Source organism: Rubripirellula tenax (assembly GCF_007860125.1).
Taxonomy (GTDB): domain Bacteria; phylum Planctomycetota; class Planctomycetia; order Pirellulales; family Pirellulaceae; genus Rubripirellula; species Rubripirellula tenax.
This window is the reverse complement of the sequence record NZ_SJPW01000004.1, coordinates 149,378-176,371: the sequence shown is the minus strand read 5'-3', so window position 1 is coordinate 176,371 and position 26,994 is coordinate 149,378. Positions and strand designations below refer to the sequence as shown.

At 57.3% G+C, this 26,994-nt stretch carries 23 protein-coding genes; 7 read left to right on the top strand and 16 right to left on the bottom strand.

Annotated elements, in window-relative coordinates:
- Genes Poly51_RS15210 through Poly51_RS15200 form a run of 3 tightly spaced genes read right to left on the bottom strand, consistent with a single transcriptional unit; the run spans position 1 to position 2,410 of the window.
- Positions 1-759 carry a uracil-DNA glycosylase family protein gene (locus tag Poly51_RS15210; protein ID WP_246114526.1) on the bottom strand — a complete coding sequence of 253 codons (759 nt, stop codon included), beginning with the start codon at positions 757-759 and terminating at the stop codon, positions 1-3.
- Positions 756-1,664, bottom strand: a complete 909-nt coding sequence (locus Poly51_RS15205; RefSeq protein WP_246114525.1) for a hypothetical protein — start codon at positions 1,662-1,664, stop codon at positions 756-758. Before Poly51_RS15205 ends, Poly51_RS15210 begins: the two co-directional genes overlap by 4 nt.
- Positions 1,665-1,681: 17 nt before the next feature.
- Positions 1,682-2,410 carry a hypothetical protein gene (locus Poly51_RS15200; RefSeq protein ID WP_146458666.1) on the bottom strand — a complete coding sequence of 243 codons (729 nt, stop codon included), beginning with the start codon at positions 2,408-2,410 and terminating at the stop codon, positions 1,682-1,684.
- Between the two features lie 201 nt (positions 2,411-2,611).
- Here Poly51_RS15200 and Poly51_RS15195 point away from each other — a divergent pair, with 201 nt between their 5' ends.
- From Poly51_RS15195 to Poly51_RS15185, 3 genes are all read left to right on the top strand, one after another.
- Entirely contained in the window at positions 2,612-3,496 is an 885-nt protein-coding gene (locus tag Poly51_RS15195) for a hypothetical protein (protein WP_146458665.1), read from the top strand.
- A gap of 23 nt (positions 3,497-3,519) precedes the next feature.
- Positions 3,520-4,245, top strand: a complete 726-nt coding sequence (locus Poly51_RS15190) for a lecithin retinol acyltransferase family protein (protein ID WP_186775579.1) — start codon at positions 3,520-3,522, stop codon at positions 4,243-4,245.
- 227 nt (positions 4,246-4,472) lie between these two features.
- Positions 4,473-5,048 (top strand): hypothetical protein, encoded by a 576-nt coding sequence (locus Poly51_RS15185; protein ID WP_146458663.1) that lies wholly within the window; start codon positions 4,473-4,475, stop codon positions 5,046-5,048.
- Positions 5,049-5,301: 253 nt separating this feature from the next.
- Here Poly51_RS15185 and Poly51_RS15180 read toward each other — a convergent pair whose 3' ends face one another.
- The 6 genes from Poly51_RS15180 to Poly51_RS15155 form a co-directional block, all read right to left on the bottom strand.
- Positions 5,302-5,934 (bottom strand): response regulator, encoded by a 633-nt coding sequence (locus Poly51_RS15180; RefSeq protein ID WP_146458662.1) that lies wholly within the window; start codon positions 5,932-5,934, stop codon positions 5,302-5,304.
- Positions 5,935-6,856: 922 nt separating this feature from the next.
- Positions 6,857-8,677: a hypothetical protein gene (locus Poly51_RS15175; RefSeq protein WP_146458661.1), complete on the bottom strand. Its 1,821-nt coding sequence runs from the start codon at positions 8,675-8,677 to the stop codon at positions 6,857-6,859.
- Between the two features lie 191 nt (positions 8,678-8,868).
- Positions 8,869-10,035 carry a cysteine desulfurase family protein gene (locus tag Poly51_RS15170; RefSeq protein ID WP_146458660.1) on the bottom strand — a complete coding sequence of 389 codons (1,167 nt, stop codon included), beginning with the start codon at positions 10,033-10,035 and terminating at the stop codon, positions 8,869-8,871.
- 10 nt (positions 10,036-10,045) lie between these two features.
- The gene (locus Poly51_RS15165) at positions 10,046-10,657 is read right to left on the bottom strand and encodes a phosphoesterase (protein WP_186775578.1); all 612 of its coding nucleotides are present in this window, start codon (positions 10,655-10,657) and stop codon (positions 10,046-10,048) included.
- 66 nt (positions 10,658-10,723) lie between these two features.
- A complete protein-coding gene (locus Poly51_RS15160) occupies positions 10,724-11,785 on the bottom strand; it encodes a DUF3592 domain-containing protein (RefSeq protein WP_146458658.1) in 1,062 nt (353 codons plus the stop codon).
- 89 nt (positions 11,786-11,874) lie between these two features.
- On the bottom strand, positions 11,875-12,939 hold the full coding sequence (locus tag Poly51_RS15155) for a S26 family signal peptidase (RefSeq protein ID WP_146458657.1): 1,065 nt from the start codon (positions 12,937-12,939) through the stop codon (positions 11,875-11,877).
- 102 nt (positions 12,940-13,041) lie between these two features.
- Here Poly51_RS15155 and Poly51_RS15150 point away from each other — a divergent pair, with 102 nt between their 5' ends.
- Positions 13,042-14,109: a beta-ketoacyl-ACP synthase III gene (locus tag Poly51_RS15150; RefSeq protein WP_246114524.1), complete on the top strand. Its 1,068-nt coding sequence runs from the start codon at positions 13,042-13,044 to the stop codon at positions 14,107-14,109.
- 65 nt (positions 14,110-14,174) lie between these two features.
- Here Poly51_RS15150 and Poly51_RS15145 read toward each other — a convergent pair whose 3' ends face one another.
- Entirely contained in the window at positions 14,175-15,650 is a 1,476-nt protein-coding gene (locus Poly51_RS15145; RefSeq protein ID WP_146458656.1) for an IS4 family transposase, read from the bottom strand.
- A 650-nt stretch (positions 15,651-16,300) separates the two neighbouring features.
- Between Poly51_RS15145 and Poly51_RS15140 the strand changes: the two genes are divergently transcribed.
- Complete coding sequence (locus Poly51_RS15140; RefSeq protein WP_186775577.1) at positions 16,301-16,819, top strand: class I SAM-dependent methyltransferase; 519 nt, start codon at positions 16,301-16,303, stop codon at positions 16,817-16,819.
- A gap of 67 nt (positions 16,820-16,886) precedes the next feature.
- Here the strand turns inward: Poly51_RS15140 and Poly51_RS15135 are convergent, their stop codons facing one another.
- From Poly51_RS15135 to hemE, 3 genes are read right to left on the bottom strand one after another with little or no spacing between them, the layout of a single operon-like run.
- Entirely contained in the window at positions 16,887-17,387 is a 501-nt protein-coding gene (locus tag Poly51_RS15135) for an RHS repeat domain-containing protein (protein WP_186775576.1), read from the bottom strand.
- Between the two features lie 14 nt (positions 17,388-17,401).
- Complete coding sequence (locus Poly51_RS15130; protein WP_146458653.1) at positions 17,402-18,388, bottom strand: hypothetical protein; 987 nt, start codon at positions 18,386-18,388, stop codon at positions 17,402-17,404.
- Positions 18,385-20,319 carry a uroporphyrinogen decarboxylase gene (gene hemE / locus Poly51_RS15125; protein ID WP_146458652.1) on the bottom strand — a complete coding sequence of 645 codons (1,935 nt, stop codon included), beginning with the start codon at positions 20,317-20,319 and terminating at the stop codon, positions 18,385-18,387. The genes Poly51_RS15130 and hemE overlap by 4 nt, the downstream gene beginning before the upstream one ends.
- 140 nt (positions 20,320-20,459) lie before the next feature.
- On the opposite strand from hemE, the gene trmB reads away from it, so the two are divergent.
- Positions 20,460-21,137 carry a tRNA (guanosine(46)-N7)-methyltransferase TrmB gene (gene trmB / locus Poly51_RS15120; RefSeq protein ID WP_146458651.1) on the top strand — a complete coding sequence of 226 codons (678 nt, stop codon included), beginning with the start codon at positions 20,460-20,462 and terminating at the stop codon, positions 21,135-21,137.
- Here the strand turns inward: trmB and aroC are convergent.
- Positions 21,134-22,372, bottom strand: a complete 1,239-nt coding sequence (gene aroC, locus Poly51_RS15115; RefSeq protein ID WP_146458650.1) for a chorismate synthase — start codon at positions 22,370-22,372, stop codon at positions 21,134-21,136. The two genes, trmB and aroC, sit on opposite strands and share 4 nt — an antisense overlap.
- A gap of 48 nt (positions 22,373-22,420) precedes the next feature.
- Positions 22,421-24,247, bottom strand: coding sequence for a sulfatase-like hydrolase/transferase (locus tag Poly51_RS15110; protein ID WP_146458649.1), 1,827 nt, complete (start codon positions 24,245-24,247; stop codon positions 22,421-22,423).
- A gap of 155 nt (positions 24,248-24,402) precedes the next feature.
- On the opposite strand from Poly51_RS15110, the gene Poly51_RS15105 reads away from it, so the two are divergent.
- Complete coding sequence (locus Poly51_RS15105; RefSeq protein ID WP_146458648.1) at positions 24,403-25,881, top strand: Gfo/Idh/MocA family protein; 1,479 nt, start codon at positions 24,403-24,405, stop codon at positions 25,879-25,881.
- Positions 25,882-25,910: 29 nt separating this feature from the next.
- On the opposite strand, the gene ruvB is transcribed toward Poly51_RS15105, so the two are convergent.
- On the bottom strand, positions 25,911-26,936 hold the full coding sequence (ruvB, locus tag Poly51_RS15100; protein WP_146458647.1) for a Holliday junction branch migration DNA helicase RuvB: 1,026 nt from the start codon (positions 26,934-26,936) through the stop codon (positions 25,911-25,913).
- Between the last annotated feature and the right edge of the window lie 58 nt (positions 26,937-26,994).

Here is a 26,994-nt window from a genome sequence, read left to right as displayed (position 1 = left end):
TCATCTCCAAACGCCCGCTTCGATCAGTTGCGATTTGGCCGTTCCGGCCCAGTCTCGGTTTGCGGCCGGTGACGCCGGGCTGGGATGCAGGATGCGAGTCACCACGGCATCGCACGAGATCGACGCGACGACCCGCTGCATCGACTTTTCCGCATACGCGCCAATCCCTACGGCATATTCGGGGCGCAAAGCGGTTAGCACCTTTGCCAAGTGCCGGTCGCAAATTGCGTCCAACGATTCACGTTCCGAAGGCGAAAGCTTGTCGGGTGTCCGATTTCTTGCTGACGATTCCATGAATACAAGCGGGCAATAATTGACGACGAAATGGTCCTCGAAAAACTCTTTGGCCGTATCGAATCGATCCGCAAACAGCCCCCACAATCGTCGTCCGCTGACTTCGCTGCGGGCGCATTGAAAGCCTTCGACGGGTCGTTTGGGGTGTTCGTTGTCGGGCCGATCGACGGGGACATTGATGCCTAGCCAGTCTCTCGCGGCAGCCACTTCGCCAAACGGCACGCCCGTCTGAGCCATGCCCCATGGCCCGGGATTCATTCCCAAGAAGACGACGCGGGAGCCCGCATCATTCGCCATCGACAAATAGGCTTGATGAGCTTTCCAGGCGTACCCCAGCGGGTTGTAAACATGCGTGACCGGTTCGGCAAAGGTCAACGCGTCGACGCTGCGACGCAGTTGCGTGGCCGCAGCGACCAACTTCTTGCGAGATCCGGATGTCACCGGTTGGCGTTTGGGCGAATTCAAGAGGCGTCTCCTTTGCTTCGTCGCGGTACTTGGCGGACCGACGAATCGGACGGATCCGATGTGGGCGGCATTGCTGGCGTCACCGGCGCAGTGTGTGTCTTCGATGCGGCGGTCGCATGTTCGGCGTCGATGCGGTCGAGCGCTTCGCGAGACTGTTCAAGCACCATGATCTTTTGCCAAATCTTGCGAGACATGCCGTTCGTCAATTGTTCGATTTCGGATACCGCCGCGACGGCATCGGCATCGTCGAAGTGCTGCACGTACAAAGCCGCAATCTTTCCGGTCAACGACAGCATCTCGCTGCAGTAGTCGAGATATCGGTTTAGCAGGAACGGCGTCATCGTTTGCTTGGGTGAGTGCTTGGTATCGCTGTTCTTGCGAAAGAAACGCTCTGGGTCTTTGGTCAACTGGTGCATATCGATCACGTGCGCGATCGATCGCAATTCATGCAGCGCGGCCAGCGCGCGTCGACGCTTGATTCGATTCTCGAGGCTGAACAGAAAGAAAATCGCGATGGCCAAAAAGATGATGTCGTTGAGAATCGATTCCAATGCTTGGATCCAAAACACGACCCCAACGGGTTCCGCGGAAATCTCTTCCGCGATTGCCGCAGGGTCGATGTTGACGAATTGAATCGCGAAGTAGATGGCCGCCACCAGGGACCCCAGGAGCGCCGCCGCGATCAAGTAAACGAACACGCGAATCCAACGAATCGGCTGGGCGATCGAAGCCGATTTTTCGGCTGCCTTGCACGCGACTTGATGCAACCGCATGCACAAACTGGCTAAGCCGGCATTGGGAAAACGGTCTTCGATCCGCCGCTGAAGCGTCGCAACGGTTTCGATGATGTGATCATCACGCAGCACCATTTCGTTGCCGCTCGAATCCAGTCTAGATGCATTCACTTGGGGTTCTGACATGCTTAAACGCCGAGGTATTCTTCAATCGCATCACTGATCACTTCGTCCGTCGGCTTGATGCCCGTCCAACGCTCGAAGCAGCGTGACAGCATGCCGACCCACCGCTGGTGACATCCGATCCATTGATATCCCAAGTCGGTGATTGCCATCTCGTAGGGATGCTCTTCGGTCAAGTCGACCACCACTGTCGACCCGTCATTGGACGGCCACTCGTCGACATCCAGGTTCGTGATATCGCCGACGTTTCCGGCCAGGACGATCAAGTTTGCGGCGGCAATGGTTTCGATCGTCGGATTGGCGGCAAAGTCCGCATCCGAAAAATTATCGACACTGATCGGCAGGGTGTCGTCTCGGTCTCCGATCCAAAGTCGATTCGCCGGTGCGTGTGAGTCCATGATGCCATCGACCCAGGCCTGTTGCTCGTAGGTCGCGCGGAATTGCAAGTCTTCATCGCGGTACAGACAATCAATCGCCGTCGCGGGCATTCCGGTTTTGGTCGCATACCAATCGGCAGCGACTCGCATCACGGACGGTGCGATAACGACGCCCGCAATTCCGGTAACTTTAAATCCCTCCAGCGCTGCCGCGATGTGCTCGGGATGGACGTCGAACGATAGTACTCGCCAATCCAGTTGATGGGCCGCCAGGGCCCGCTCGATCGCAAACTGGCTCGGGTTGCCAGCGATCGGGTGCCCGATGACCGCGATGATTGGTTCGGTGGTACCATCCATGTTCAATCGATCAGCTTCAGATGCGCGAGTTGAGTGAAAGTGGTGTTAGGTTCAAAACTCTAAGCCCAAGCCTTGGGGTTGCCCAGCAGACTCTTACAGCCGACTGAAAGACGCCCGCATCGGGTGTACCGCTTGTGACACAGGAATGATGCGTTGCGTGCAAGGGAATCCCGCCGAAATGTTACCACCGAATCCGATTCGGTGCTGATACCGCGACTGGGCGCACAATCGATGCTCGTCCTGATGGTGTTTGCCGTGGCGATCGCTCTCGTGCAGGGATGGGCGTTTCGCTGGGCCGGCGAGAAAACTAGCTTCTCGCAACTGTCCAGCCAACGCATGATGATGCTGGACCTGGCCAGCATCGGGGTGGTCTTTGGTTTGACTTCGGGAGCCATCTGGATCGCATCTTGCATCGGCAAGCCATGGATCCAGTTTTTTGTGCGAGTCTTGATTGTTGGGGTCGCAGCGATGCTCCTGAACTTCCTTGGCACCAACGATTGGTTACGACATCTTTCGAACATCGGGGGCCTTGGCCTGGCGCAGTGTGTTGTTTTCCTGCTTTTCCATATTCCGAAGTGGACGACCAAGCGGGCTGGTGAAGCAATCTCCGATCAACGAAGTCGGCAGTTTCGCTTGTCGGACTTGATCATGGCGACAGCCTGCGCGGCGGCGCTTTTGACGGCGATTCGCCACTACGCGACGCCGGTTGCCGAGGTCGACTATTGGACCATCACGGTGGCGATCTGGGGGCTGGGGCCATTGATGGCGGCGTCGGTGAATTACGCGTTTCTGGATCACCGGCGTCTTCGCCGGGTCACGATGGCGCTTGCGGCCGTATCCTTCGCGGTCCTCGGCGGTTTGGGGCTGGGGCTAGCGCAAGCCAAATTCGATCCAGCCAATCTGCGAGCGTTGGTTGATGGCAAGCCGCCAAGTGTCACGTTTCAGGATGCGGCACCGTTCTACCTGGCTTTTATGATTGGGTACCTGCTGGCGTTGGCGATCGTGGCTTTTTCGGGGGCTTATCAAACACGTCTGGGCTATAATTCAGCTTCGACTACCAAGACTCGCAACGACCGAGCGAAGTAGCTTCCAAACAAAGGAAAATCCATTTGGCTCGCGGCGATCATTTTTTCGTTTGGCGGCGTCAGTTCGGCGTCGCTCGGTTTCAACACCACGGAATTGACCTGGGTGACGGCAGTGCTGTCCACTTCACCGATGGCAGGGGTGGCGTCGCGGGCCCCTCGGGTGACGCTGCCACGTTCGAAGTCAAGCGAACCGAACTGGATGAAGTTACACGGAATCAACGCGATTCGATGCACGTTGTCGAATACCGGGATCGATTGCCGATTGATGAGACCGTCGAACGTGCAATCAGCAAAATCGGATCCCGCAACTACAACTTGCTCTTTCACAACTGTGAACATTTCGCGGCATGGTGCGTTTTGGATCGTTGGGAGAGCCGCCAAGTCTCCGTCGCTTTCGATCGAGCCAGTTCCGTTGGCGCGAAAGCTCTGGCGACGACATCGATGCACGTCGCGGCTCGTTTGAGTGCAAAAAGTGTCCTTCGCGGCGCGACACCTTGGTTGCTGGTAGCCGATGCGGCCCAGTGGGCGACCGAAGCGGGGGGCCACCACGTCGGGCTTCGCGATCCGAAACGTCGCAGAAACGCCAGCCGCGCCGTCGGCGTCACTACGGCGATGTCGGTCGGCGCGCTCGCCGGTCCTCTTGGGATCGCCGTCGCGGGCGGACTTTGGTGTGTTGGCGAAGTCGCCGGTGAACTATCGCAAGTCGCGTACGAAAAGGCCCAGCATCGACGCCTGAGCATCCACGACTGAGCAAAGTTGATTGAGCATCTCGAGCCAATCCGCGGCGGGCATGACCCATGCCTGGTACGGACGAAGAACGGTGACCCTCGATGAAGCCGTCGCTTTGCCCAATTCGCAGGGACGGTGGCTAAGCCAATGAACGCAAGGCGATTCTGTACAGGTGGTATTGAAGCAAACGGCCGATAAAAGGTAGCGGGTAGGTGGAAATCAACATTTGCCCCTTAGAGTTAAGATCGATGGCCACAACAATGATTCGATTCGCGTGTTCGTGTGTGGCCAGTTTAACGCTGCTGAGCACCGGTTGCGCGACGGTGGTTAGCAAGAGTCAGTACCCGGTGTTGGTGGACAACCGCCCGGCGCCGACTTATTTCACCGTCTACAACCAGAAGAACGAAATCGTTCACCAAGGTGTCACGCCCCAGAAAATCACTTTGCCGGCCAAGTCGCGGCCATTTCTGCCCGCGAAATATTCGGTCGTTTTGGCAGGCGAGCAATCGACAAGTCAGCGTCACGCGTTGAATGCGGGCTTTGACCCCTGGATTGCTGGTAACTTGGTTTTGGGTGGCGGACTCGGGGCGATCGTCGACGGCGCTACCGGCGCAATGTTCAAACTGCCAGAGCAGGTTGTCGGCAACCTCGACACTCAGTACGCAGTGACCGATCAACAGCGTGGATCGATGATTTTGGCGGGTTCGGCGCCATCCAAGGGCTCACTCAACAACTTGCCTGCAGGGGGATCGAACGATCCGAATCGGGTAATTCCTGTATCAGCAACCACGATTGTTGGCAGGTCCACACCGATTGACCGCTAACCGCGAAGTGGTCCGTCAGAGTCAATCTCGGGCAAACGGATTTCCAGCAAATTGTGGTGCAACGGCGAGCGACAAATCAGCGTGACCGGCTAGGAAGAAGCTTTGCCGGCAGCCAAAAAAAGAGGCACGCCAGTGATGACGTGCCTCTTTTCGTGGATCAGTCGTGATACCGATACGAGCGGCAGAGAAATTCAACCACGCGGATCACGAACCCTGAAAAGGTGCAGGATTCGGTTGATTTCTATTCGCCGGCTTAGACCAAGTCTTTTCGGACCGCCCAAACTGCGGCTTGGGTGCGATCGCTAACCCCAATCTTGCGGAGGATGTGCTGGACATGTTCCTTCACTGTCTCGTAGCTGATCCCCAACATCTTGGCGATTTCTTTGTTCGTCAAACCGAGTGCCATTTGGCGAAGCACTTCGCTCTCTCGCTGAGTCAAAGGCACTTCGATGTCCTGGCTCAAGCGAGGCGTCGCCAAGGCTCCCGTGACGCGGCGAAGTTCTTCCCGAGTCCAAGCCGACTCACCAGCCACTGCCGTGTTGAGCGATTCGATCAAACGCTCGCGAGTCGCCGACTTCAGCACGTAGCCCGATGCACCGAGCGCGACGGCGCGGGCAATGTATGTCGGGTTGTCGTAGGCGGAGAAAAGCACGATTGGCAGATCGGGATGGTCCAGCTTCATTCGCCCCAGCGCGTTCAACCCATCGCCACCCTCCATTCGGATGTCCATCAGCACGGCATCAGGAGTCGACTTTTCGACCGCTGCAAGTGCTTCTGCGGCTGTTGTTGCTTCGGCGGCAACATCCAATTCGGTTCCTTCGAGCATCACTTTTACGCCCAAGCGAATGATCTCATGATCATCCACAATCAAAATTTTCTTACTCATTTCATTATCCAAGTGTGAAGAAAAGCCACAGGTAAAACTGGATACCCCGGGACGAATTGTCCAACGAATCTTTTCGTAATCGGGCGTAGGGAACGCGGAGATCATGGCGATCGCTTGTGACAGGAATGAGTGAGACCACTCATCGCCGCTTCAAAACCACGCCGGACTGAATTCGGATGACGCTACAAAAGAACTGATCAACCTTCGTAGCAGCTCAAAACTTAATCACTTTCTCTCAATGGGGAGCCGATAGACAAGCTTGGAAATCGACGCGATTTGACAGCGACAGCCACGAATGACTGCTCACTCAAAACGCGTACCCAAGTAGGCCCCGTCATTAAGCTTGTGACGAAATTGATTGAAAATCTCAGACGCAAACTCTCGAACTGTTGAATTGTACCGCTAGGACAATCCCTCGTACCCCACGTGGAGTAGAAGTCGTCAAAAATATGTGGGGTGCCTGGCGGTCAACCGGAGAGCCATACCCGCTGGGTGGGGCTCGAACACGACGGATGCGGATGGGAAAAAAACCGGAAAGTATCGCAAAAATGCCGGATTTGACGATAAATCCGCGATTCTTCGGCCGGCAAACTTTGAAGTTCACAATTTGAATGCGCGCCGAAAGTGCGACAAAATGCCCTACCCTCTTTGCGATCAAAAAATGTGTACGACTAGCTATTCCGACAATTGAAAGGAGTGATCCGGGCGTATTTTCGACTAAAACCGCACCGGATCGCCGTCGAGTCACCTGAGCTTTCGAAGTTCTCACGCCGGACTACCGGCTGTTTGCGCGGGGCATCGCGTGGAGAACGACCCCCCATCACAGCGCATGCTTAGGCCCTCTCCAGGCTGGTGAACTTGGCGGAGGTCGCTATCCCGAACGTCTCGATTTTATATTTCGACGACGCCCTGCTCGTCAGAGCTACGCGGCGGAGCCACCATTTCCGGCCAATCGCTTCGTGGCGACCATGTCACGAAACTGGAGTCTTAGGTTCTTGAGCCAGAACACCAAGTAGACATTGGCCACGAAAGAAATCAGTAGCAAACCGTTGAACAAACGTTGGGCAGCGATCTCCGGCGCGGGCTCAAAGCTGATGGGGCTGGTCCCCACAGCCGGCGTTGTCGACACCGGATTCTGCGCAGCGGGGCGGGTTCTCGTCTCGTAGTCTGCACGGCTTGCCGGCGGATTTTCGCGATAAGCCGATGATTGTTCTTCGGGGTAACGGTCAGCATAGCTTCGATCCGTCTCGTACGCCGGACGCCGATTGTCGTAACCGGTGCTGGGGGCAGATACAGGCCGCGAAGGAGGCCAACGATCGTCCGCGGCTTGCCTTGATTGCCCATTGGTATCTCGGTCCGAAGGACTGGCAAACGCGGGCGGCGCGACGGAAGTCGAATCGTAAGTCCGCGGCTGGCGTGACTGGGTGCTATTCGTCGCGTAGCGCGGATCCACAGGTGGACTTGCCGCATTCGGGTAGGCACTCGAATTCGGGTAAGTACTCGCCGGGTAACCGAAACTGGAACTCGCCAATCCCAATCGTTCGCCGGGCATCAAATTGCGTCGGGTGTCGAAGATCCGTTCGCTTTCGTCAACGAACCAAGCACCCGCGTTCACCTGTGCGGTCGACAATCTTGAATCGGGCGTCGTGCTGGTGGCTTCGCGGTAATCGGGGCGATTCGGAGCAGCACCTGAAACGGATTCGTAGCCCGGTCGTGGACTCGTTGTCGTGGCGCGAGTTCTCGCAGCGGCGTCGTCCATTGCTAGCTGTTGCAACTCGCGGGCACGCTGGTCAGCCAGCAACTGTTCGTACTGGGTTGGCTGCGGCGTCGCGGGGTTGCGAGCGGCGGGGTTGCTGTTGGCTTGAACATCGCGACCGTAGGCCGTGGGTGTCGAAAGTCCAGCCGGTGGCCGACCAAAGGTATCGGTCGAACGCAGGCCTGTCGTCGCGAACGGATTGGTTTCATTAGCATCTCGTGCCGCCGGATTCGTCGACGGCGAACCATTCCGAGACGCCAACGAGGGATCTCCCCACGAATTGTCTCGGGTCGCGGGCGATGTGGACGGCCAACCCTGTCCCGATTGGTTGTTGCCCAAATTGGGAGGCCCGACGAACGCAGGCGGTTCAAACGATGAATTGCTTCCTGTGCGAGACCGGGTCGCTGGCGGCGGTACCACGCCCGACAATCTAGGATCCGCGCCAGCGGCAGCCGCATTGGCGTTCGCATTTCCACCGCCAAAAGCGCGTTTGAGTTGCTCTCCGGCCCGGTCAACGATCTCGCGTCCGGCTTGGTCGAAGTTCTTGCGAGCGTTATCGGGGATGTCGGCGAGTGACGGGGGCAGCGAATTTGGGAAACTGAATCCGGACTGACCTGTGGAACCCGATTGAGGATCGGGCTTCATCAAAGTTGTTTGGGCGGACGAGGTGAGCACGCCATCGCCGGAGGCTGGATTCGACATTTGAGGGATTGGAATCGGCGAAACGTCCGATTGGGCGACCGTGCCGAGCGGTGTTTTCCGCGGCAACGGGCCGTCGCCGACGCGAATCACGATTTTGCTGACTCGGCCGCGCACGCGCGGATCAATCGCACTGCTGATCTCACCGATCCGCCGCAATTGATCAATTTCCGAGGGCGGTACTTGAACGATGTATTCCACACCGTCGCCGCTCTCATCGGGTTGCCATCCGTACGTGATCCCCATGCCCATGGAGGCGATCAACATTAGCACCGGGACTCCGCCCATCGCTGTATCCTTCAGTGACGTTTTGGAACTGAGAGAGTTTAATGTGCCATCCGCGCAGCCTCTCTCTCAGGTTTCACGCCAATCCTAACGGCGACCCGGCGACGGGGTAAAGAGAGATTCTGTGGGCAATTGGCACCGTGGAACGCGGCCCCAACAAAACGGGCAATGTGCGTGCTTTGGCGAAGCTCGCATCAAGCCAGATTCGCCAGCCGATCTCGGGCCTCGACCAGAATCGCGGACGCCCGTTCCATTTCATCCATGGTGTTGAACCGCCCGATTCCAAACCGGGCACTCCGCCGTGCTTCGGACTCGCTCAACCCCATTGCCATCAACACATGACTGGGCGTCGGATCAACGTTGCTGCACGCCGACCCGGTGCTGAACGCGACTTCGGCTGCCGCCGCCATCCACGATTCGCCCTCGATCGTCGGCAGTCGAAAGTTCAGGTTTCCCGCCAACCGATCGTCGCCACCGAGCGCGGGCCCGTTCAATTCGATGCCCGCGATGCCGTCGCACAGTCGCTGCCACAACGTGTCTCGCATCGCCCGAATACGGACTCGGTCGGCGTCCATCGATTCGGTACAGATTTCGAGGGCACGCGCCAGACCGACAGCCATCGCCGGTGCCATCGTGCCACTTCGGATGCCTCGTTGCTGGCCGCCGCCAACGATTTGCGGCCGCAACCGGATACGTCGATCGCCTCCGCCGACCACCAGCACACCGATTCCCTTGGGCCCATAAAATTTGTGCGCCGAACCGCTGACCAAGTCGATATCCATTGCCGCGATGTCGATCGGCGAGCGGCCCAATACTTGGGTCGCGTCACAGTGCAGCACTGCGCCGCGGTCATGAACCAGATCCGCGATCGCTCGCATTGGGGCGATCGAGCCGACTTCATTGTTCGCGGCCATCACCGAAACGATGGCCGTATCGTCATCGATCGCCGCGGCCAATCGATCGATGTCGACGATGCCGGCGCCGGGCGAACCGCTTTGAATCACAGGGACAATGGTGACGCGAAACCCGTCTCGTTTCAGGTCCTCGACCACATCCAAGACCGCCGGATGCTCGGTCGTGACAGTCACAATGTGGCGGCGTTTTTGGCGAGGATGCAAACACACGCCGCGAATCGCCAAGTTGTTTGACTCGGTCGCGCCGCTGGTGAAAACGATCGAGTCGGGCTTCGCACCGACAAGGCCAGCCACTGTGGCGATGGATCGACCAATGATGTCCGCGGCCGCAATCCCCGCGGCGTGGCTGCTGTGTGGGTTCCCGTATTCCTGGGTCAACCAGGGCAACATCGCATCGACGACCGCAGTGTCGCAGCGAGTCGTCGAATGATTGTCCAGATAAATCATGAGCGTTCGATCAACCGTAGATTGCGTCGATGGCCAATTGGCTCCACGTTTCCAAACCGTCGCGTTCTGCCTTCAGCGTTTCGACCGCGACGAAGCCGCCGTCGGCCAAGTCGGCTTCGTTACTTTTTACTTCCGGACTCTTCAACACGAATCGGTGGACGACGCCGACGTGAACCTTGCCGACGTCGTTGGACGGATCGTATATCAGTCCGGCTTTTGATTCGGTGTAGTCCGAGGCGAGCTGGATTTCTTCGGCGAGTTCTCGCTGCATTCCGGTCGCGTATGGATCGGCACCGCCGGCGGCGTCTTCTTCGCTGATGTGACCGCCAATGCCGACGCTACGTTTTGCGTGAAGGCGTTTTTCACCTGAACCGCCGCCCCGAGTGTACGTGAACAGGTGGACGACTCCGTCGCCGTCGGTCCATTCCAGCAAAACGTACGGGATCAATTGCTTGAACGACGGATCTGTTTCCATCTGACTGCGCGGGTGAAACGCCAACGCATCACTGGCCAGAATCGGTTGCAAGAATCGATCCACATCGGGCTCGAATCCATTGAGATCGCCGATCGCATCAATGACGGAAGCGGGAATAACGAGGATATGTTCTTCTTTGGCCGACAAGTCGATGGCTCCGGTTGAAACGCGGCGGATGGTGATGCGTCAGTTGATGCGTATCGACGCCGAAGCTCAAGTAGGCGACGGTCGCACCGCCGCCAACGCATCCCCTGTCAATGTGAACGAGTCTTGGTAGCCGCGGCCGGCAATCGTCCCCACCATTTCTAGCTTCACCTTCGTCGGCGATTCCGAAGCGGCCTTATCCCACCACTGCGACGGCGGTGCGGAAGCATCGAATTCGATCCGCTGATCTAGGACGCGACCTTGCACCGACTCGCCGGGGGATTCAATGTTTTCCACGCCGGTTTGCTCGGAATCACGCGGCGGCAAAACCCATCGGATTTCCAAATCGATCGGTTCCGCAGCCGACCACGGCAATCTCAAACCCATGGTTTTTCCGTCCTGGTCGGGCAACCAAAGCCGGCCGATCGAAGGCTGCTTTTCGAAAACGTATCGCCAGCAAAAGTAGACAACCACGGCGGAAACCGCCGCCAAAACCATCGGCACGATCGCGCCCCATTGCCCAGCCCCAATTCCCGAAATCGCGATCGTGACGGCCATGGCCAACGAAACACTGTGCAGACCCAGCATCGCGATCGACGACGAGCGTTTGCCCGCGTGATCGGAAACCAACCGATAACGCCCATCGTCCAGGCGCGGTGGTACAGTCGCCCACAAATACGCCAGTCCGGCAACACCGACGCTGCCGTGCGACATCAAAAACAAGAGCGTAAAACCGAGCATCGCCGATTGAATCCGACCATCAAGAACCGCTTGCGACGGATCGCTGGGATTGACCAAGCAAGTCATCGTGCCGGCCTCATTGGCAGCGTACAGTTCACGATGCAATGTTCTTGCGTAGGTGTCGCTGGACGAACCGACGTCAAAGAAGCTGACTCGATCGCTCACGAATTCCTGTGCACCAAACTGATACCGATAGCGACACTCGATCCGATAGGACGTTCCCTCGGAATCACGGTCTTCGTCGATCCGCAACACCTCGGCGGTCGCTGGCACGGACTGCCAACCCAGCCCACCGAACCAACGGGCCAGCCCGCCAAGCGTGACAACACCAAGTCCCAGTCCGGCAATCGCAAAGACGCCAAAGAAAATTAAACCAACGCTACGTTGCATCGTCGACGAGACTCCCAAAACAGCCGATTTCTATCGTCGTTGGTTATAAGGGCCGGAAAGAAGACTCGCCACCGCCGTTGCCAATCAACCTAAGGCGAGGACGGCAGCACGACCACTTTGCCGATGATTTTAGACTCGGGGATCGGGCCATGATCGCGGCTGTCGATCGAAATGGGTACGTTGTCGCCAAGGACAAAGTATTGCCCGTCGCCGAGGGCGATCGGATATCGGCTGCGGTCGTCACGCCGCCGAAGTCGGTACAACACCGATCGGTAGATCGACAAACCGGCTACGGCGGCGGAACCAGACTGGATGCGGAAGGCGATGGGCGTCTCCGGTGCAAGCTCATGTAGCTTGCCGGAGAACAGTTGGTCCGCCGAGATATAAACCTTCTCACCCGCACGAAGCATCACGTCCGCGAAGCAGATTCCTGAGTCGCCGTACTGAAGCACTCGCAACACGGCATCCGTCGAAGCGTCGATCACGTCGCAGCAGAGTTCAAGATTTTGAACCGATTCAAGTGGACGAGACAGGCCCAGGTTGACCGGATAGTCGTCCCACACGGGACTGGGGCGGTTTTGGTCGTGCACGCTTGCGTGGTGATAAACGATCCATGTCGCGTCGCGAGCATCCAAGCTCCAATGTCGATCCTCGGATCGAATGGTCGGACGCCATCGCGACACCGCACGATGATCGTCCAAGTCAACCGGTAATCGAGCCTCGCTTCGAATCGCCCGATCATTCACCCGCAATTCTAATCCGCGAAGTCCAATAGTGGCTCCGGGAACACCGACGATGCGTTTGACGCTGGCAAGATCGTCGCGATGAAAGGCGACGAGGTCACCGGTGCGAATCTCATCAATCGCCCGCACCTCGACGCGGTCACCCGCCTTCGGCTCGTCGGCTTTCACCGGCTCGCCACAGTGCCAGCACACGCCGTAGTCGGCCATCGCTGCGTCGACCGGCCAATCCAGTCCGCATGGCTGGCACCGAGCTTGGCGTGTTTCCCCCATCATCGTGGGTGCCATCGAGGCACCTGTGATACGAAAGATATCCGGTTTCGGGGCCGACAGCGTCCAATGCACGACGATACCGATCGCCAACAGGATTGCACCAATAATGGCTCGACGTATGGTTCTGGCGTGATCTAACAAGGAAAATTCAATCTCGCTATACTTCCGGTTTACGGGCGCTCCGGCGGGGCGCCTGATCTTGTTTCGATTGTACCCCGTTCCGTTTGTAATCACGCGGCCAGCATGACCGAATCGACGTCTCCCGCACCCACTGACTCTCCCGAATGCGAAACTCGAGAGTCACCGATTCCGACTCGCGGACGCATGGGCAAAATCGCGAGTGTCCGGATCGCCGCGACGGGTTCGTATGTGCCCGAACGCATCGTGACCAACGAAGACTTGGCGGCGCTGGGTTGCGACAGCGAATGGATCGTTCGCCGAACCGGAATCCATGAACGTCGCCGTGCCGCCGACGATCAAGCGACGAGCGATCTTTGTTACGAAGCGTCCGTCCGATGCATGGCCCAGGCCGGCGTGACGGCCGATGACATCGACTTGATCATCGTCGCCACCATCACCCCCGATCATCCGACGCCTTCGACGGCGTGTCACCTGCAGCGACGACTCGGTGCCACCGCACCGGCAATGGACGTCAACGCCGCCTGTGCCGGGTTCATGTACGGTCTGATCACAGCGTCACAGTTTATCGCCGCTGGAAACAGCAAGTGCGTGCTGGTGGTCGGCGCAGATTTGATGAGCCGAACCGTCGACCCAGATGACAAAAAAACTTATCCGTTGTTCGGTGATGCTGCCGGTGCCGCACTGCTGGTGGCGGACGAATCGAATCCTCAAGGCATCCTGTCTTACCAAGTCGGCAGCGAAGGCTGTGGCGGCGACATGCTCTGCATTCCGGCCGGTGGCACTCGCACCGCATTGACGCCGCAAACGATCGCCGAAGGACTGCAATACTTGACAATGGACGGTCGCAACGTTTTCAAATGGGCGGTACGCGTATTTGACGAGAGTGCAAAAGACGTGCTTGCCGATGCCGGTATCGACTCGAAAGACCTGGATATGGTGATTCTTCACCAGGCCAACCAGCGGATCATCGACTCAGCCGTTTCTGATCTAGACGTTGCACCAGAGAAAGTGTTTGTCAACTTGAACCGCTACGGCAACACATCGGGAGCGAGTATCCCGCTTGCACTCGACGAAGCGGTCCGTGGTGGTCGAATCAAATCGGGCGACCTGGTTCTGCTGTGTGGTTTCGGCGCCGGCCTGGCCTGGGGCACCGCACTGATGCGTTGGTAGAAGCCCGCTAAAACAAAGGGGTCTGACCCGAATGGCACTGCCGCTTGGTATCAAATGATTTACGTTCACGCGGCGCTGCCCAGTTGAACTTGATAGGCGGCGCGTGGGGCGGTCAATAGCTTGAGAACTTTCGGCCTGCGTTTATTCGCTCGCGGTTCGATGCGGCCTTCGCGATGACCCACGAGCTCGTCGAGTGGCTGAGCTTGCCCAAGTTCGACCAATGAATCATTCACGCCCCGTGCGCCGCAGAGCAGCCACGATGTTCCCAGCAGAACCATGCTCCGAGTAAAGCTCATCGACCGAACGTCGCGGGAGCCGTCGATGCCACTTTGCAACATTTTCAATCGAGTTAAGTTGTAGGCCAGCAGGCACGACCACAATTCCGTCCGAACCATTGGCGGTGTTTTCGCTCGCAAGATGTCCATTCCCAACGAGCACTTGATTGAGCGAATATCTAATTCAACCAGCCAACGACTCTGATAGACCGAACCGATCCAAGTATCGGTATAGACTCGGTGATCGACGATGGTGGTAGCAATCGTAAATCCTTCCGGACGAAAACCTGGTTCGTCTACTTTGATGTCGACCAAGCGGACTTCAACTTGCTTTGGCATCAACGCATATTCTTCTCGGCTCATCCATGTTGGACGCTGCGGCCTGGGCCAAACAACCTTTCGCTGACCTTTGCAAATTCGCACGGCGTCCTCAGGGTGGTCATCACGTTTGTGATGATTCTTCATCACCACTTCGACGCCGCGAGCCTGGCACATCGCCAGCAACCAGTAAGTGCAGTAGTAGGAATCAGCCACCAACACGTCACCGGGGCCAAGTGAATCAATCATCTGTCGAAGCAATGCCGTCTCGCCGGTCTCTTTGCCACAGTAGGGTGCGATCGCTAGATCCACCAGCATTCCCGTCGCCATCGAAACCAATGAAACACATCGCAGCAGGGGAAAGCCGAGGCCCTCTTCTTGCGAAGGATTTTGCGGATACTCTTTTTGGTTCTCCGGCGTATCAGCAGCGTCGACCGTGAACCCATCAACCATCAAAACGCGGCCCGCGAGAGGCTTGGATTTAACGTCGGCGATCGCTCTTGGCGTGAGCATCGCTTCAGCTTGCTCGTCATCGAGCGGTTCGGCAAGGTCGCTCGATTTTTCGGCACGCTGTGCGATGGTACGGACTAAGTGCGCGACGAGCTCATCGGAGATTTTCTGCCTTGCTCGACAATACGCGCCGCTGTTGGTGTCATCAACGACCCGGCCTTGAGCAGCCCACCACGCAGCGATTCGTGTCACGGCGGCGTTGCAGCTTCGCTGCTCATCTTTGAACAACGCCTGCGAGAGCAACGCCCACAGCACCAGCGCGGGTGTGTAAACGGCATCGTCGTCGCAAGAGAAATCGACATCAAAGAGTTCAAACGCCTCATCGAACACGGATTGATCAATCACATCACTGAGCGGAAGCGATGAATCTTGCAGCATCGAATCGCTGAAGATGCGAAATGACGATGCGTCACGCGGAAACTTGGAGTAAAACGACATGGGCCTTCCCTGACCAAAGTTTTCATACACCAAACGCCAGGGAAGGCCACGTCGATGCGAATGATACAGGCAGACTGGTCCACGTCGGAACAGGAAAAATGTTCGCACTGACAAAAATTCAATTTTCACAAACGCGTCGCCTTCGCGGTTCTTAATGCTGCGCCAAAAACGTCAGAAGCCAGCGGCAGTGCCATTCAGTCCTGACACCTTTCCTTGTTCAGCTTTCGACGCTCGCGGTGGAGAGTGTTTCGATTCAATGCATGTCGATTGGCCTGTTTCGCGATCAGGTTTCAGTTGTGGAGGAATCAAAAATCTTCAAGAATAGCAAGTTACCCGCTGCGATCCGACTAGCTGCCACTTGCCAGATATCGTAGGACTGCCAACGCAGGGCCGAAATCGACCTTTTAAAATCGCCTTCACAGGTATCGACACCAAAGCATTTTATTGGCCTTCGAGTTTCCCTCCGCGTGCCAAGCGGACAAGGCGAAACTCGGTTGCTCGCCCACATCACAAAAATGTCCAAAGCTATGAACCGCCAATCCAAATTTGCAAGCATTTACAACAACCACGAATGGGGAAGCACTTCGCGAAGCGGGCCCGGTTCCGAGCCTTTTCGACTAAAAGAGTACGTGGACTGTTTGGAGAAAGTGGTGGCGCGAGAAGAAATCCAATCCGTTGTTGATATTGGCTGCGGCGACTGGAGTTTTTCTAGAAACATTGACTGGTCGCGTGTTGACTACACCGGCGTCGACATCGTTCCGTCGCTATCGGAAGAACTCAATCGTGAACACGGAGGCGATAAGATACGATTCGCTTGCGCGGATCTGACCAGTGACGAATTGCCGTCTGCCGATCTGTGCATTTGCAAAGACGTGCTCCAGCATTTGTCGAACGAGTCGGTGCAAAAATTTTTGTCGGGCAATCTCAATCGCTATCGTTACGCATTGTTGACCAATGACTATCGCAAAATGAAACGCAGTCGATTGAATTTTCTTGGGAAAATGCGAGAGTTCCAAGAGCCGAATTCAGAAACAACCGATGGAGGATCTCGACCGATCCGGTTGACCGAAGCCCCCTTCAATTTGCCAGCCGAGCAGCTTGTCCTTTTTGATATGCAAATTGGACGGACACTATTTACCAAAGAGACTCTACTTTGGACCCGAGAGTAAAGTTGCCACCGAATCTGGCGGTGCATCCCCTTTTTTTACGTGTGCCGCGCGAAGCTGTCGCGAGATTTTACTTCCCAAATACAGCATCGCTCACCTGTTTTTTAGCACCGGCGAACACCGGCAAAACTGTCGCCGCAATGGTTGCAAGGACGTGTTGGCGGACATGACCAACCTGGGTCACTCTGACGCCGTGGTCGACGAATTTCAGTTGCACCACACCATTGGCAAGGAAAAGGACAGGCAAGTGGCAACAAATTTTGGAGCAGTTCGCTTCTTTTCGCATCGCTGAATGTTTCGCTGACCGATCGTCGGGGGTTCCGGAGATGCCGTCGGTGCCAAAACTCAGCGGCAGCGTGCGGGATTCCTGTTGGCCTTGGTCGGTGAAGGTGAAACGGGTCTCGCGGCCCAGCGGGTCGACGATGCCGGTTTGGTTGCCCCGTTCGTCGTAGTGATAGGCGTAGTGAGGTCTTTGGCTTACGTCTTGAGGGTTGACGTAATCGAGGCTGACTCCTTCGAGTCGGTCGTCGGCGTCGTAGTGGTACAGCGGCCCTTCGTGTGCTTCGCACAAAAGGGGGCGGACACTTATTTTTCGTTCATCCCAAACAGCCCGCATGCGTCTAGGATTTCTCGCCCGGAACGCCGCTCGTTCACGCCGGCCGTGATTTTATCGAGCGGCAGTGTTACCGTTGCGTCGCCTCGGATGATCGCATCAGCGAAGTGAACTCCGGCCACCGCAGCGGGAACGTACGAGGCAGCTAAGGGTGTCCCCGGATCGATCCCGCCGATCTGTAACTCCGCGGGGTACGCACCAGTTATCGGCGTCCCCATACGCACATCCACCGGCCCGGTCGTTCGGGGCAATCGCAAATTGGTATGCCAACCCGCAACCGAACGAAGCATCGCGGCCGGGTCAAGCGACACCAACACCGCGCGACGTGAAGCCTGGTTCCATCGCAACACCGCGCGGACCAGCAATTCGGCCGTGACGGTTTCTTCGCCGGATCGAAAAGCACTGGGCGACACGATGACGGCCAGATACTTCGCTGATTTGAGAGCGTTTCCAAGCGTATCAACCTGCGTGGCGCCCGAATCGATTTCGTAAACCAGGTCGGCCAATTCGTTCGCACCGATTGCGTCGACGATGACCGGATCACAACCGACTCGTTCCCAGATCCGCGGCATCGAGGCCGTGCAATCACCAACGCTCCAAACGACGTTGGCATGTTTACGCACATCTCCCAACGTTGCCGAGATGTTGCCGTCCCGAGCGATCGCGGCGCGAAGGGCTGCTTGGGTCGGCGTTTCGTCCACCGTCAATTCGATTCGGCCGGTGCGAAGCAAGCCTGCCAAGTCGCGAGCTTCGGAAAGCGAAACCTGGGACGCCGCCAACCGTACGACGCCGCTCGGGGGCGGCATCACGGCTTCGCGTGCGATCGGATTCGGTTCCACGGCCGCAGCAAACGCCTGCGACGCGATCGAACACGCGACGTTCAGCTCACCGTCTTTGTCGACGAGGAGATCGTCACAATGAAGCGGGCAGAACGGACAGACGATGGCGAGAGGATTCACGACGCTTCGGGCTCTCGACGAGAAAGTTCCTTCACCGCGTCGACGAGGGCGATCGCATGTTCCACCGGAGTTTCTTTGAGCACGCCGTGTCCGAGGTTGAAGATGTGACCCGGCCGGCCACCGGCTTGACCGAGCACGTCGGCGACACGAACGCGAATGACATCGGGATTGGCCAACAAGACCGACGGATCGAGGTTGCCTTGAACGGCACAGTCGTGACCGATGCGCTGCCAGGCCGTATCGAGTCCGATCCGCCAATCGACGCCGACGACGGTGCGACGATCGCCTCGCAACAACGGCAATAATTCGGGATTGCCGGTTGCAAAGTTGATCACCGGAACACCGGGCGAAATGCCCGCAATGATCTGTTTCATCCACGGCAAAACGAACTTTACGTAATCGGTCGGCGAAAGGCACCCCGCCCAACTGTCAAACAACTGAACACACTGGGCGCCGGCATCGATTTGATGATTCAAATAAACTGTGATCGCGCCGGACAATTTCTCCATCAAGGCATTCCACGCGCCGAAGTCGGTTTGCATCAACCGTTTCGTGTTGGTGTATTGCCGGCTGCCGCCACCTTCGATCGCGTAACTGGCCAAGGTGAATGGCGAACCGGCGAAGCCGATTAGAGGAATCGTTTCCGGCAAATCGGCTCGCGTTTGTCGGACGGTTTCATAGACAAAATCGAGCTGCTGTGGATCGTCGAGTTCCTTGACGCGGGCCAGATCGTCGGCTTCGCGAATCGGATTGTGGATCACCGGCCCGTCACCGGCAACGAACTCCAAATCGAAACCCATCGGCACCAAAATCGGCAGCAGATCGGAAAAGATGATCGCCGCATCGACTTTCAATCGATCGACCGCCGTACACATGATTTCGCTGCACAGCGTCGGATTGGCGCACAGTTCCAAGAATGATTGCTTGGCGCGGACTTCCCGGTATTCCGCCATGTAGCGACCGGCTTGGCGCATCAACCACACCGGCGTCCGCTCGGTCGCTTCGCCGCGACATGCTCGCATGAATAGACTCTGGTCAGAAACGTGCGGCACAGGTTGGCTCCGGTATTGGGGGGAAGTTGAAAATAGCCGACGTTTCGATGCCACCATCGCTTCGCAGCGTGCGGCCGATTCCGTCACCAAGTGTCCCATTTTGGGATGACTCGGTTCAAAATCGACGTGGATATCGCACTCTTCGAGCATCTGAGATGTCGTCGGACCGATGGACGAAATGACGGTTCGATGCAGTCCGGCACGCAGCGGTTCGACCAAATCCAATTGCTCGGCCATGCGAAGCATGTTGACGACTTGGTGGGCGCTGGTCAGCAGCAGCATGTCGCGCTCGCCCGCGGCGATGGCGCGGACGTTCGCTTCCAACGGCGCGACGTCTTCGGGGAACTCCCATCCGTATACGCGAACCGGTTCAACGGTGGCCCCACGGGCTTCCAAACCGGCGACCAAAGATGCGTTGGTAATGCCGTACTCTTGCAATCCCACGACTTGATTGGCGACCGGAACGTGGGCGTCGATCGTCTGCAGCAATTCACGCCACGTGTTGGGCTCGGGGACTCGATGCGTCGACGTCAAACCAAACTCACGCATCGCGGCAGCCGGTTTCGGGCCGCGGCAAATCGTGATCACGTCGGACAACGAATCGAGAAATCGCTGCTGGTCCAGATGCCGTTCGATCGCCTTCAGCAGGTAACGAAACCCGACGCCGGTCATGAGGATTACGATGTTGATGTCGCCAGTGATCACGCGGTAGGCAAAGTCGATCGCGCCACGATTGGGCTCGATCGGCACCTCTCGCATCGACGGGCTGACGTGCGCGGTGCCGCCACAGCGACGAATCATGCGATTCATGTCGGCAGCTCGACGGCTTTCCAGGGCCGCGATTTGGAGTCCGCTAAAGTCGGCATCAGCCTTGGGCATCGTGTCGCACGCATCGAGGGGGTCGGGGGCAGGAACGGTCCAGCATTGTAGGGAATTCCAAGAAAGTTACGATTGTGGCTCGGAAAGCCGTTTTCGAGCTTCCACTTTCGACCATTTCACTCCCTCAACCCTCGTCAACCATGCCCCGCCAACAGATCCGCAGCCCCAAACCGAACGTGGATTTAACGGCCGTGTTTCGAGAAATCGAGCAACTTCCTGAGTCGCTTAGCAGCCAAACGATGTTCGGCAACGACCTGCCGCTGGAAATCGAAGTGGGTTCGGGGAAGGGGCTGTTCATGGCGACCGAGTCCGCCGCACACCCGAAACACAATTTTCTGGGCGTCGAAATCATCGGCAAGTACGCCTCGCATGCGGCCGGCCGATTACGGAAGGCTGGCGTCACCAATGCAATCATGATCAGCGGGAATGCCGAACCGTTGTTCGAGAAGAAAATTGCGGCCGAGAGCTTGGAAGCCGTCCACGTGTACTTCCCCGATCCCTGGTGGAAAAAAAAGCATCGCAAACGACGTGTCGTGAACACCACCAGCGTTCAAAACTTTTCGAAAGCTCTTCGCGTTGGCGGGCGTTTCCACTTCTGGACCGACGTGCTGGATTACTTCGAACAAACGATCGAGTTGATCGCGGAAATCGCACCCGAGTTTGGCGTGCCGATTCCGGAAGAGGAAGTCGAGGCGACCCACGACCTGGACTACCGCACCCACTTTGAACGCCGCAGCATCCAGCAGCACATCCCGGTCTATCGCGTGCGATACGAAAAACGATCGGCCCAGCCAACCGTACCAAAAGCAACGACCTAAAACAGTTTCGACACGTCGCTGGTCAATTTACCGGCCTGATGGCTCAGTGCGGCGTTCAGCAATTCGATCGCCACGCGCGATTCCAGCGTCACACCCGCTCGCACGCCGACGCATGGATCATGGCGACCTTTTTCCAGTTCGAAATCGATCTCTTCCAAGTTTTTCCGTACTGACTTCTGAGCGATGTTGATCGTTGACGTGGGCTTAAAACCGACTCGCAACACCAATGGCATTCCGGTCGTCATTCCGCCCAGCAAACCACCGTGCGTGTTGCTAGTGTAGCCCTTCGATCGAATCGGATCATTGTTCTGGCTGCCCACACGCTCGATGACATCGATCCCGGAACCGACTTCGCACGATTGAACCGCGTTGAGTCCACCGAGCGCACCCATCAACCGCACCTTCAGGCTTTGATAGAGCGGATCGCCCAACAGCGGCGGCACATTTACCGCAACCACTTCGACAGCCGCGCCAAGCGAATCACCGCGTTTTCGAGTCTCCTTGATCAAATCGGCCGCTTCGTCGGCAAAGTCCTTGTCGATTGACGAGATCTCTGCGGCGGCGAGTTCCGCAAGCGTGGATTCGATTTGTTCCCGGCCGATCCGAGGCGTCGGGGACGCATTGAACCGATCGGCCAGGCTTTGCTTTGCCTTCAGTGAACCGACTTGCGAGATCGACGACAAAATGACCGTGCCAAACTTTTCTTGCAGCAATAGGCGGGCGATCGAGCCACCGATGACGTCCGTGATCGTGGCTCGGTAACTCGATCGACCGCCACCGCGGACATCGACGAACCCGGCCGACTTGTGAAACTTGACCAGATCGGTGTGACCCGGTCGGACCTCGCCCGTTGGGCCAGCGAACTGGGTGTAGTCGCCGGATTTCTTGCTCGTCGAAAGTACGATCGCCGCGATCGGTTCGCCCGTCGTGTAACCCTCTTCGAACCCTTCGGTTTCGAACGTGCCGCCGTCCACGGTTGCTGACAACGACGATCCGCCCAACAGTTTTTCATGGTCGTCCTGGTACAGTCCTGACAAGAAAATGACTTTGTCTTTTTCATTTCGAGGCGTGCCATGTTTGTTTCCGCCCGGGCGGCGACGATCCAAGAACGCTTGCACGTCGGATCGCCGGATGTATTGTCCTGGCGGGCAACCCATCACGATCGTCGTCACGGCCGGCCCGTGTGATTCGCCGGCGCCGGCGACGCTGTAGAACGGCCCGCCAAGAATTTCCATCGATGTCAGTTCCTCGAAGTAAGTTTGTCCAGAGCTTCCTATCAAACCTTACTTCAGGTCATCCAGCAATCGGCCGACATACTCGCCACCCCGTTTGGGCGAAAGTTTGGTCTTCCGAGGCAATTCGACCAAGCGAGACTTTTCGTCCGCATCCAAATGGGCGTTCATGTCCAGGACGTTCAACGCCGCGATCGGTGCGTAGGAACCGAACTTGTTGACATCGGACAGCTGCGTCAAACGCTCGATTACGATTTCACGATGATCGGGCGACGCCACTAGCCCGTCACAGGCCGCGATTGCGACACTGGGTGATTCGTCGGCCATCGCTTTGACCAACGCCGAATTTCGATCGGGGCTGGACGGTCGCAGCGACAACCCGCGAACTGCCCACCAACGAACGATCGAATCTTCGTCCGCTGCCAAGCTGACCAATTTTTCGGTTGGCAAACCACCCTCGATGTCCAATGCATCAAAAGCCAACGGGACCAGACTCTTAAAGTCGACGTGTTCCATCGCCCAAGTCCTTGGCGCCGTGTCACCGGCAAGTCGGTGCATTTCAGCTTCGGGAACGAGTCCCACATCGCCCATCGAAATCATCCAGTCTTTGATCGCGTTTCGCATCTGGGTCACGCGAGCGGCATGTTCGGGAAGAGTCGCGATGTTCACGGTTTCGTCCGGATCGCTTTCCAGGTCGAACATTTCCTCCACCGGCTTGGCCTTCCAAAATTTCGCTTGCACTTCATTCAGTTCGCCGGCATCAAACATGCGTTTCCAAACCGCAGTCGTCGGCGTCTCGAACATGTACGCGACATGCTTTAAGTACGGTCGCTCAGGATAGAAATGACGCATATAGACGTAACGGCCATCGGTACACGATCGAACCATGTCAATACGCTCGTCCATACGGCCGCGGAAACCGAACACATACGGTTTCGCGGGTCCATTTTTAGGACCGGCGAACGCGACGCCTTGCATATTGCTTGGGATTTCGCCACCGGCCAAACTGATCGCTGTCGGCGCCAAGTCGACAAACGAAATCAATCGTTCAGATACGCCGCCGGACAAATAGTACTCCGGTGCAAGGTCTTGATATTTCTCAGGCACGTGCAGCACCATTGGCACTCTCAGCCCCGAATCGAACGGCCATCGCTTGCTGCGCGGCATGCCGGAACCGTGGTCACCGTAATAAAACACGATGGTCGAATCGGTCAAACCGTCGGCTTCGAGTTGCTTCAAAACCCGTCCAACATCGCCATCCATTTGCGTAACTTTGTCGTAATACTGTGCCCAGTCACGACGAACTTCGGGGGTGTCGGGATGGTACGACGGCAGCACCGCTTTGGCAGGATCGTGGACTGGCGTGTGCGGCCGAACGCGGATCTTGCTCTCGTGGCTAACCGTGAAGTTAAAGATCGAAAAGAAAGGAGTTTCCTTGTCGGGACGATTTCGCCAATGCGCCTTACCGTTGGACTGGTGCCATCCGGCTTCATCGGACGCGAAGTTGTAGTCGGTCTTGCTGTTGTTGGTGCAGTAGTATCCGGCTTGGCGTAAAACTTGCGGATACAACTTCATTCCTTCCGGAAGCTTCACCCCGCTACGCATGTGTTCGCCGCCCAGTGCCGGTGCGTACATCCCACTGATGATGGTGGTTCGTGCCGGGGCACAAACCGGCGCATTGGACCAACATGTTCGGTACCGCATCGACTTGGCCGCGAATGCGTCAATGTTTGGCGTGTCGGCGTAACTATCGCCATAGCAACCCACCTCTGGCCCGTTGTCTTCGCTGGTGATCCACAAAATATTGGGCCGATCGGCGGCATGGGCTTGAGAGATCGCGACCAGCAGGATCGCGAACGCTTGGAAAATCGGTTTCATGGCGGGGCCGTTTCAGGAGGATCGAAGTTCATTCGTCAGGGGGGAGTCTCGCACGGAGAATCCTCCCCAATGTAATCGATCACACGACGTGAAATGAGCAAGGGTTTCGTTTACGATGGTCAGCCTCTCCCCATCACTGTTTTCAGGAACCCGCCATGTCAGATAACCAATCCGCTAGCCAACCCTCCCGTCGGCAATTCATTCAAGCCGGTGCCGCAGTCGCCACTGTCGGAGCCGCCGTTGCCAAGCCCGCTTCATCCCACGCTGCTGATGCGAACAGCAAACTTCGAATCGGATTCATCGGCCCGGGGGGGCGAGGATTCGGAGCACACGTCAAGACGCTGGCAAAACTGCAAGTCGAAGGCCGAGCCATTGAATTGGTCGCCGTCTGCGACGTCTACAGCGAGCACCGTGACAAAGCCGCCAAGCACATCGAAAAAGAAACGGGCGTCGCGCCGACGAAGTACGAAGACTATCTCGACATGATCGCGATGGAAGATTTGGATGCTGTTTGCATCGGCACGCCGGATCACTGGCACGCCAAGCAAACGATCGACTCGCTCAACGCAGGCCTTCACGTCTATTGTGAAAAGCCGATGACGAAAACGGTCGAGGAAGCGATTGATGTGATGAACACGTGGAAGAAAACCGGTCAGGTGATGCAGGTCGGCGTCCAGTCGACCAGTTTGCCGGTTTGGAACCAAGTCAATCAATTGCTGACCAGCGGCAAGCTCGGAAAGGTCTTGATGTACCAGACCGAGTACTTCCGCAATTCGGCCCAGGGTCAATGGCGGTACTACAAGTTGGAACCGCAAATGAACCCGACCAACATCAATTGGAAAAAATGGCTGGGCGTCGAAGAAGGCTTGGCAGAGCACCAAGACTTTGACCGCGAAGTCTACAAGCAGTGGCGTCGTTTCTGGCCATTTGGATCGGGCATGTTCACGGACTTGTTCGTCCACCGCACGACGTCGATGTTGAAGGCAACCGGATTGCGTTTCCCCGGTCGCGTCGTCGGCGCGGGCGGGATTTATGTGGAATACGATGGACGCGAAGTTCCTGATGTCGCGACCGTGGTTGCCGATTTCAACGAAGGCGTCCAAGGCTTGGTCACCGCCACGATGGCTTGCCAGGAAACGCCGATCAAACAATCGATTCGAGGCCACTTTGGAACGTTCGAATTTGGTAACGGCGAACAGTTCGACGGGTTCGATTTCATTCCCGAACGATCTCAAGTGACTCGCGACAGCAAGCTGAAGGCCGAACGCATCGCAACGGAAAAAGTCGGCGATACGACGTACGCGCACTTCGCCAACTGGATCGACGCGATGGAAGCGAATGACCCGGCGATGTGCAACAACGACCCGTTGCTGGGTGCGGCCGCGATTGCGACGGTGATCCTGGGTGCCAAGAGTTATCGCGAAGGCAAAGCGTACATGATCGACCCGACGGAATTGACCGTTCGCGAAGCCGATGCAACTTGGGCCAAGCAATGGGAAGAACGTTCGAAAAAGCGAATGCCGGCCAAGCACATCTCCGGATGGACCGCCGGTGACACGGGAAGCACGCTGGAAGAACCCGATTACATGAAATTGGGCGGACCGTGGATCGACGGGAAAGACCCGGCGTCGTAACGGTTTTGACCACGCTGCTCGATCGACAACTACGGTCGGTTGGGCGGCGTTTGTTTCATGTGAGCGTATCCCTTCGTCGTCATCATTCGCCCGCGCCGGGTACGCACGATCAATTCGCTGCGAAGCAGGAACGGTTCGACTTCGTCTTCCAGCGTATCGCCGCTGACGTTCATCGTGTGTGCGATCGCCTCGAGTCCCGCCGGACCGCCGACAAAGACTCGCATCAGCGTATCCAGATATCCTCGGTCCTGTTTATCCAGCCCAAGCGTGTCGATCCCGATCATGTCCAGCGCCGCAGTCGCGATCGGCCCGGTGACTTTTCCCTCAGCCTTGCTTTGCGAGTAGTCACGAACCCAGAGCAGGCGGTTGTTCGCCAACCGCGGCGTGCGACGACTGCGGGCGGCGATCACCGCGGCCGAGTCATCGTCGATCGGCATATTCAACTTGACCGAATTGCGACGCACGATCTCACACAACTCTTGATCCGCATACCAACCTAAGTGTTCACGGATTTGAAAACGGTCTCGCAGCGGCGCGCTCAGCATCCCCGCACGCGTCGTCGCGCCGATCAATGTGAACGGACGCAGTTCATAGTTCAGCGTCCGCGCGCTGACGCCTTCGCCCAGGACGATATCGATCCGAAAGTCTTCCATCGCGGTATAAAGATATTCTTCGACTGCTTTGGGGATGCGGTGAATTTCATCGATGAACAAGACGCTGCCTTCGGACAGATTCGTCAGATACGGCAGCAGATCCTTTGGCGCCTTCATTCCCGCGCCGTTTGCCATTTGCACCGACGTCCCCATTTCCGCCGGGATCACCGTCGCGAAGGTCGTCTTGCCCAGCCCCGGCGGTCCGTCGAACAGAATGTGCCCGAGCGGCTCGCCGCGTTTCTGGGCGGCTTCGATGGCGATCTTCAACCGTTCGATCACATCCCGCTGGCCAACCATTTCATCCATACGGCGCGGACGCAGCGACGTGTCGGGCTCGCGCGGCAACTCCTCTGCGACTGAGGTCTCGGGATCTGATTGTTGGTAGACTGCTTCACGTGCCATCGAGTGTTCACTCCCTTGTTCGATTCGTGCGACGCTGTTCACTTACCGCGACACAGCC

What these genes read in the sequence shown, in the direction of transcription:
- Poly51_RS15200 (WP_146458666.1), bottom strand. Translation starts at nt 2,410, where the DNA reads ATGGATGGTACCACCGAACCAATCATCGCGGTCATCGGGCACCCGATC.
- Poly51_RS15185 (WP_146458663.1), top strand. Translation starts at nt 4,473, where the DNA reads ATGGCCACAACAATGATTCGATTCGCGTGTTCGTGTGTGGCCAGTTTA.
- Poly51_RS15180 (WP_146458662.1), bottom strand. Translation starts at nt 5,934, where the DNA reads ATGAGTAAGAAAATTTTGATTGTGGATGATCATGAGATCATTCGCTTG.
- Poly51_RS15175 (WP_146458661.1), bottom strand. Translation starts at nt 8,677, where the DNA reads ATGGGCGGAGTCCCGGTGCTAATGTTGATCGCCTCCATGGGCATGGGG.
- Poly51_RS15170 (WP_146458660.1), bottom strand. Translation starts at nt 10,035, where the DNA reads ATGATTTATCTGGACAATCATTCGACGACTCGCTGCGACACTGCGGTC.
- Poly51_RS15160 (WP_146458658.1), bottom strand. Translation starts at nt 11,785, where the DNA reads ATGCAACGTAGCGTTGGTTTAATTTTCTTTGGCGTCTTTGCGATTGCC.
- Poly51_RS15150 (WP_246114524.1), top strand. Translation starts at nt 13,042, where the DNA reads ATGACCGAATCGACGTCTCCCGCACCCACTGACTCTCCCGAATGCGAA.
- Poly51_RS15145 (WP_146458656.1), bottom strand. Translation starts at nt 15,650, where the DNA reads ATGTCGTTTTACTCCAAGTTTCCGCGTGACGCATCGTCATTTCGCATC.
- hemE (WP_146458652.1), bottom strand. Translation starts at nt 20,319, where the DNA reads ATGCCCAAGGCTGATGCCGACTTTAGCGGACTCCAAATCGCGGCCCTG.
- trmB (WP_146458651.1), top strand. Translation starts at nt 20,460, where the DNA reads ATGCCCCGCCAACAGATCCGCAGCCCCAAACCGAACGTGGATTTAACG.
- aroC (WP_146458650.1), bottom strand. Translation starts at nt 22,372, where the DNA reads ATGGAAATTCTTGGCGGGCCGTTCTACAGCGTCGCCGGCGCCGGCGAA.
- Poly51_RS15110 (WP_146458649.1), bottom strand. Translation starts at nt 24,247, where the DNA reads ATGAAACCGATTTTCCAAGCGTTCGCGATCCTGCTGGTCGCGATCTCT.
- Poly51_RS15105 (WP_146458648.1), top strand. Translation starts at nt 24,403, where the DNA reads ATGTCAGATAACCAATCCGCTAGCCAACCCTCCCGTCGGCAATTCATT.
- ruvB (WP_146458647.1), bottom strand. Translation starts at nt 26,936, where the DNA reads ATGGCACGTGAAGCAGTCTACCAACAATCAGATCCCGAGACCTCAGTC.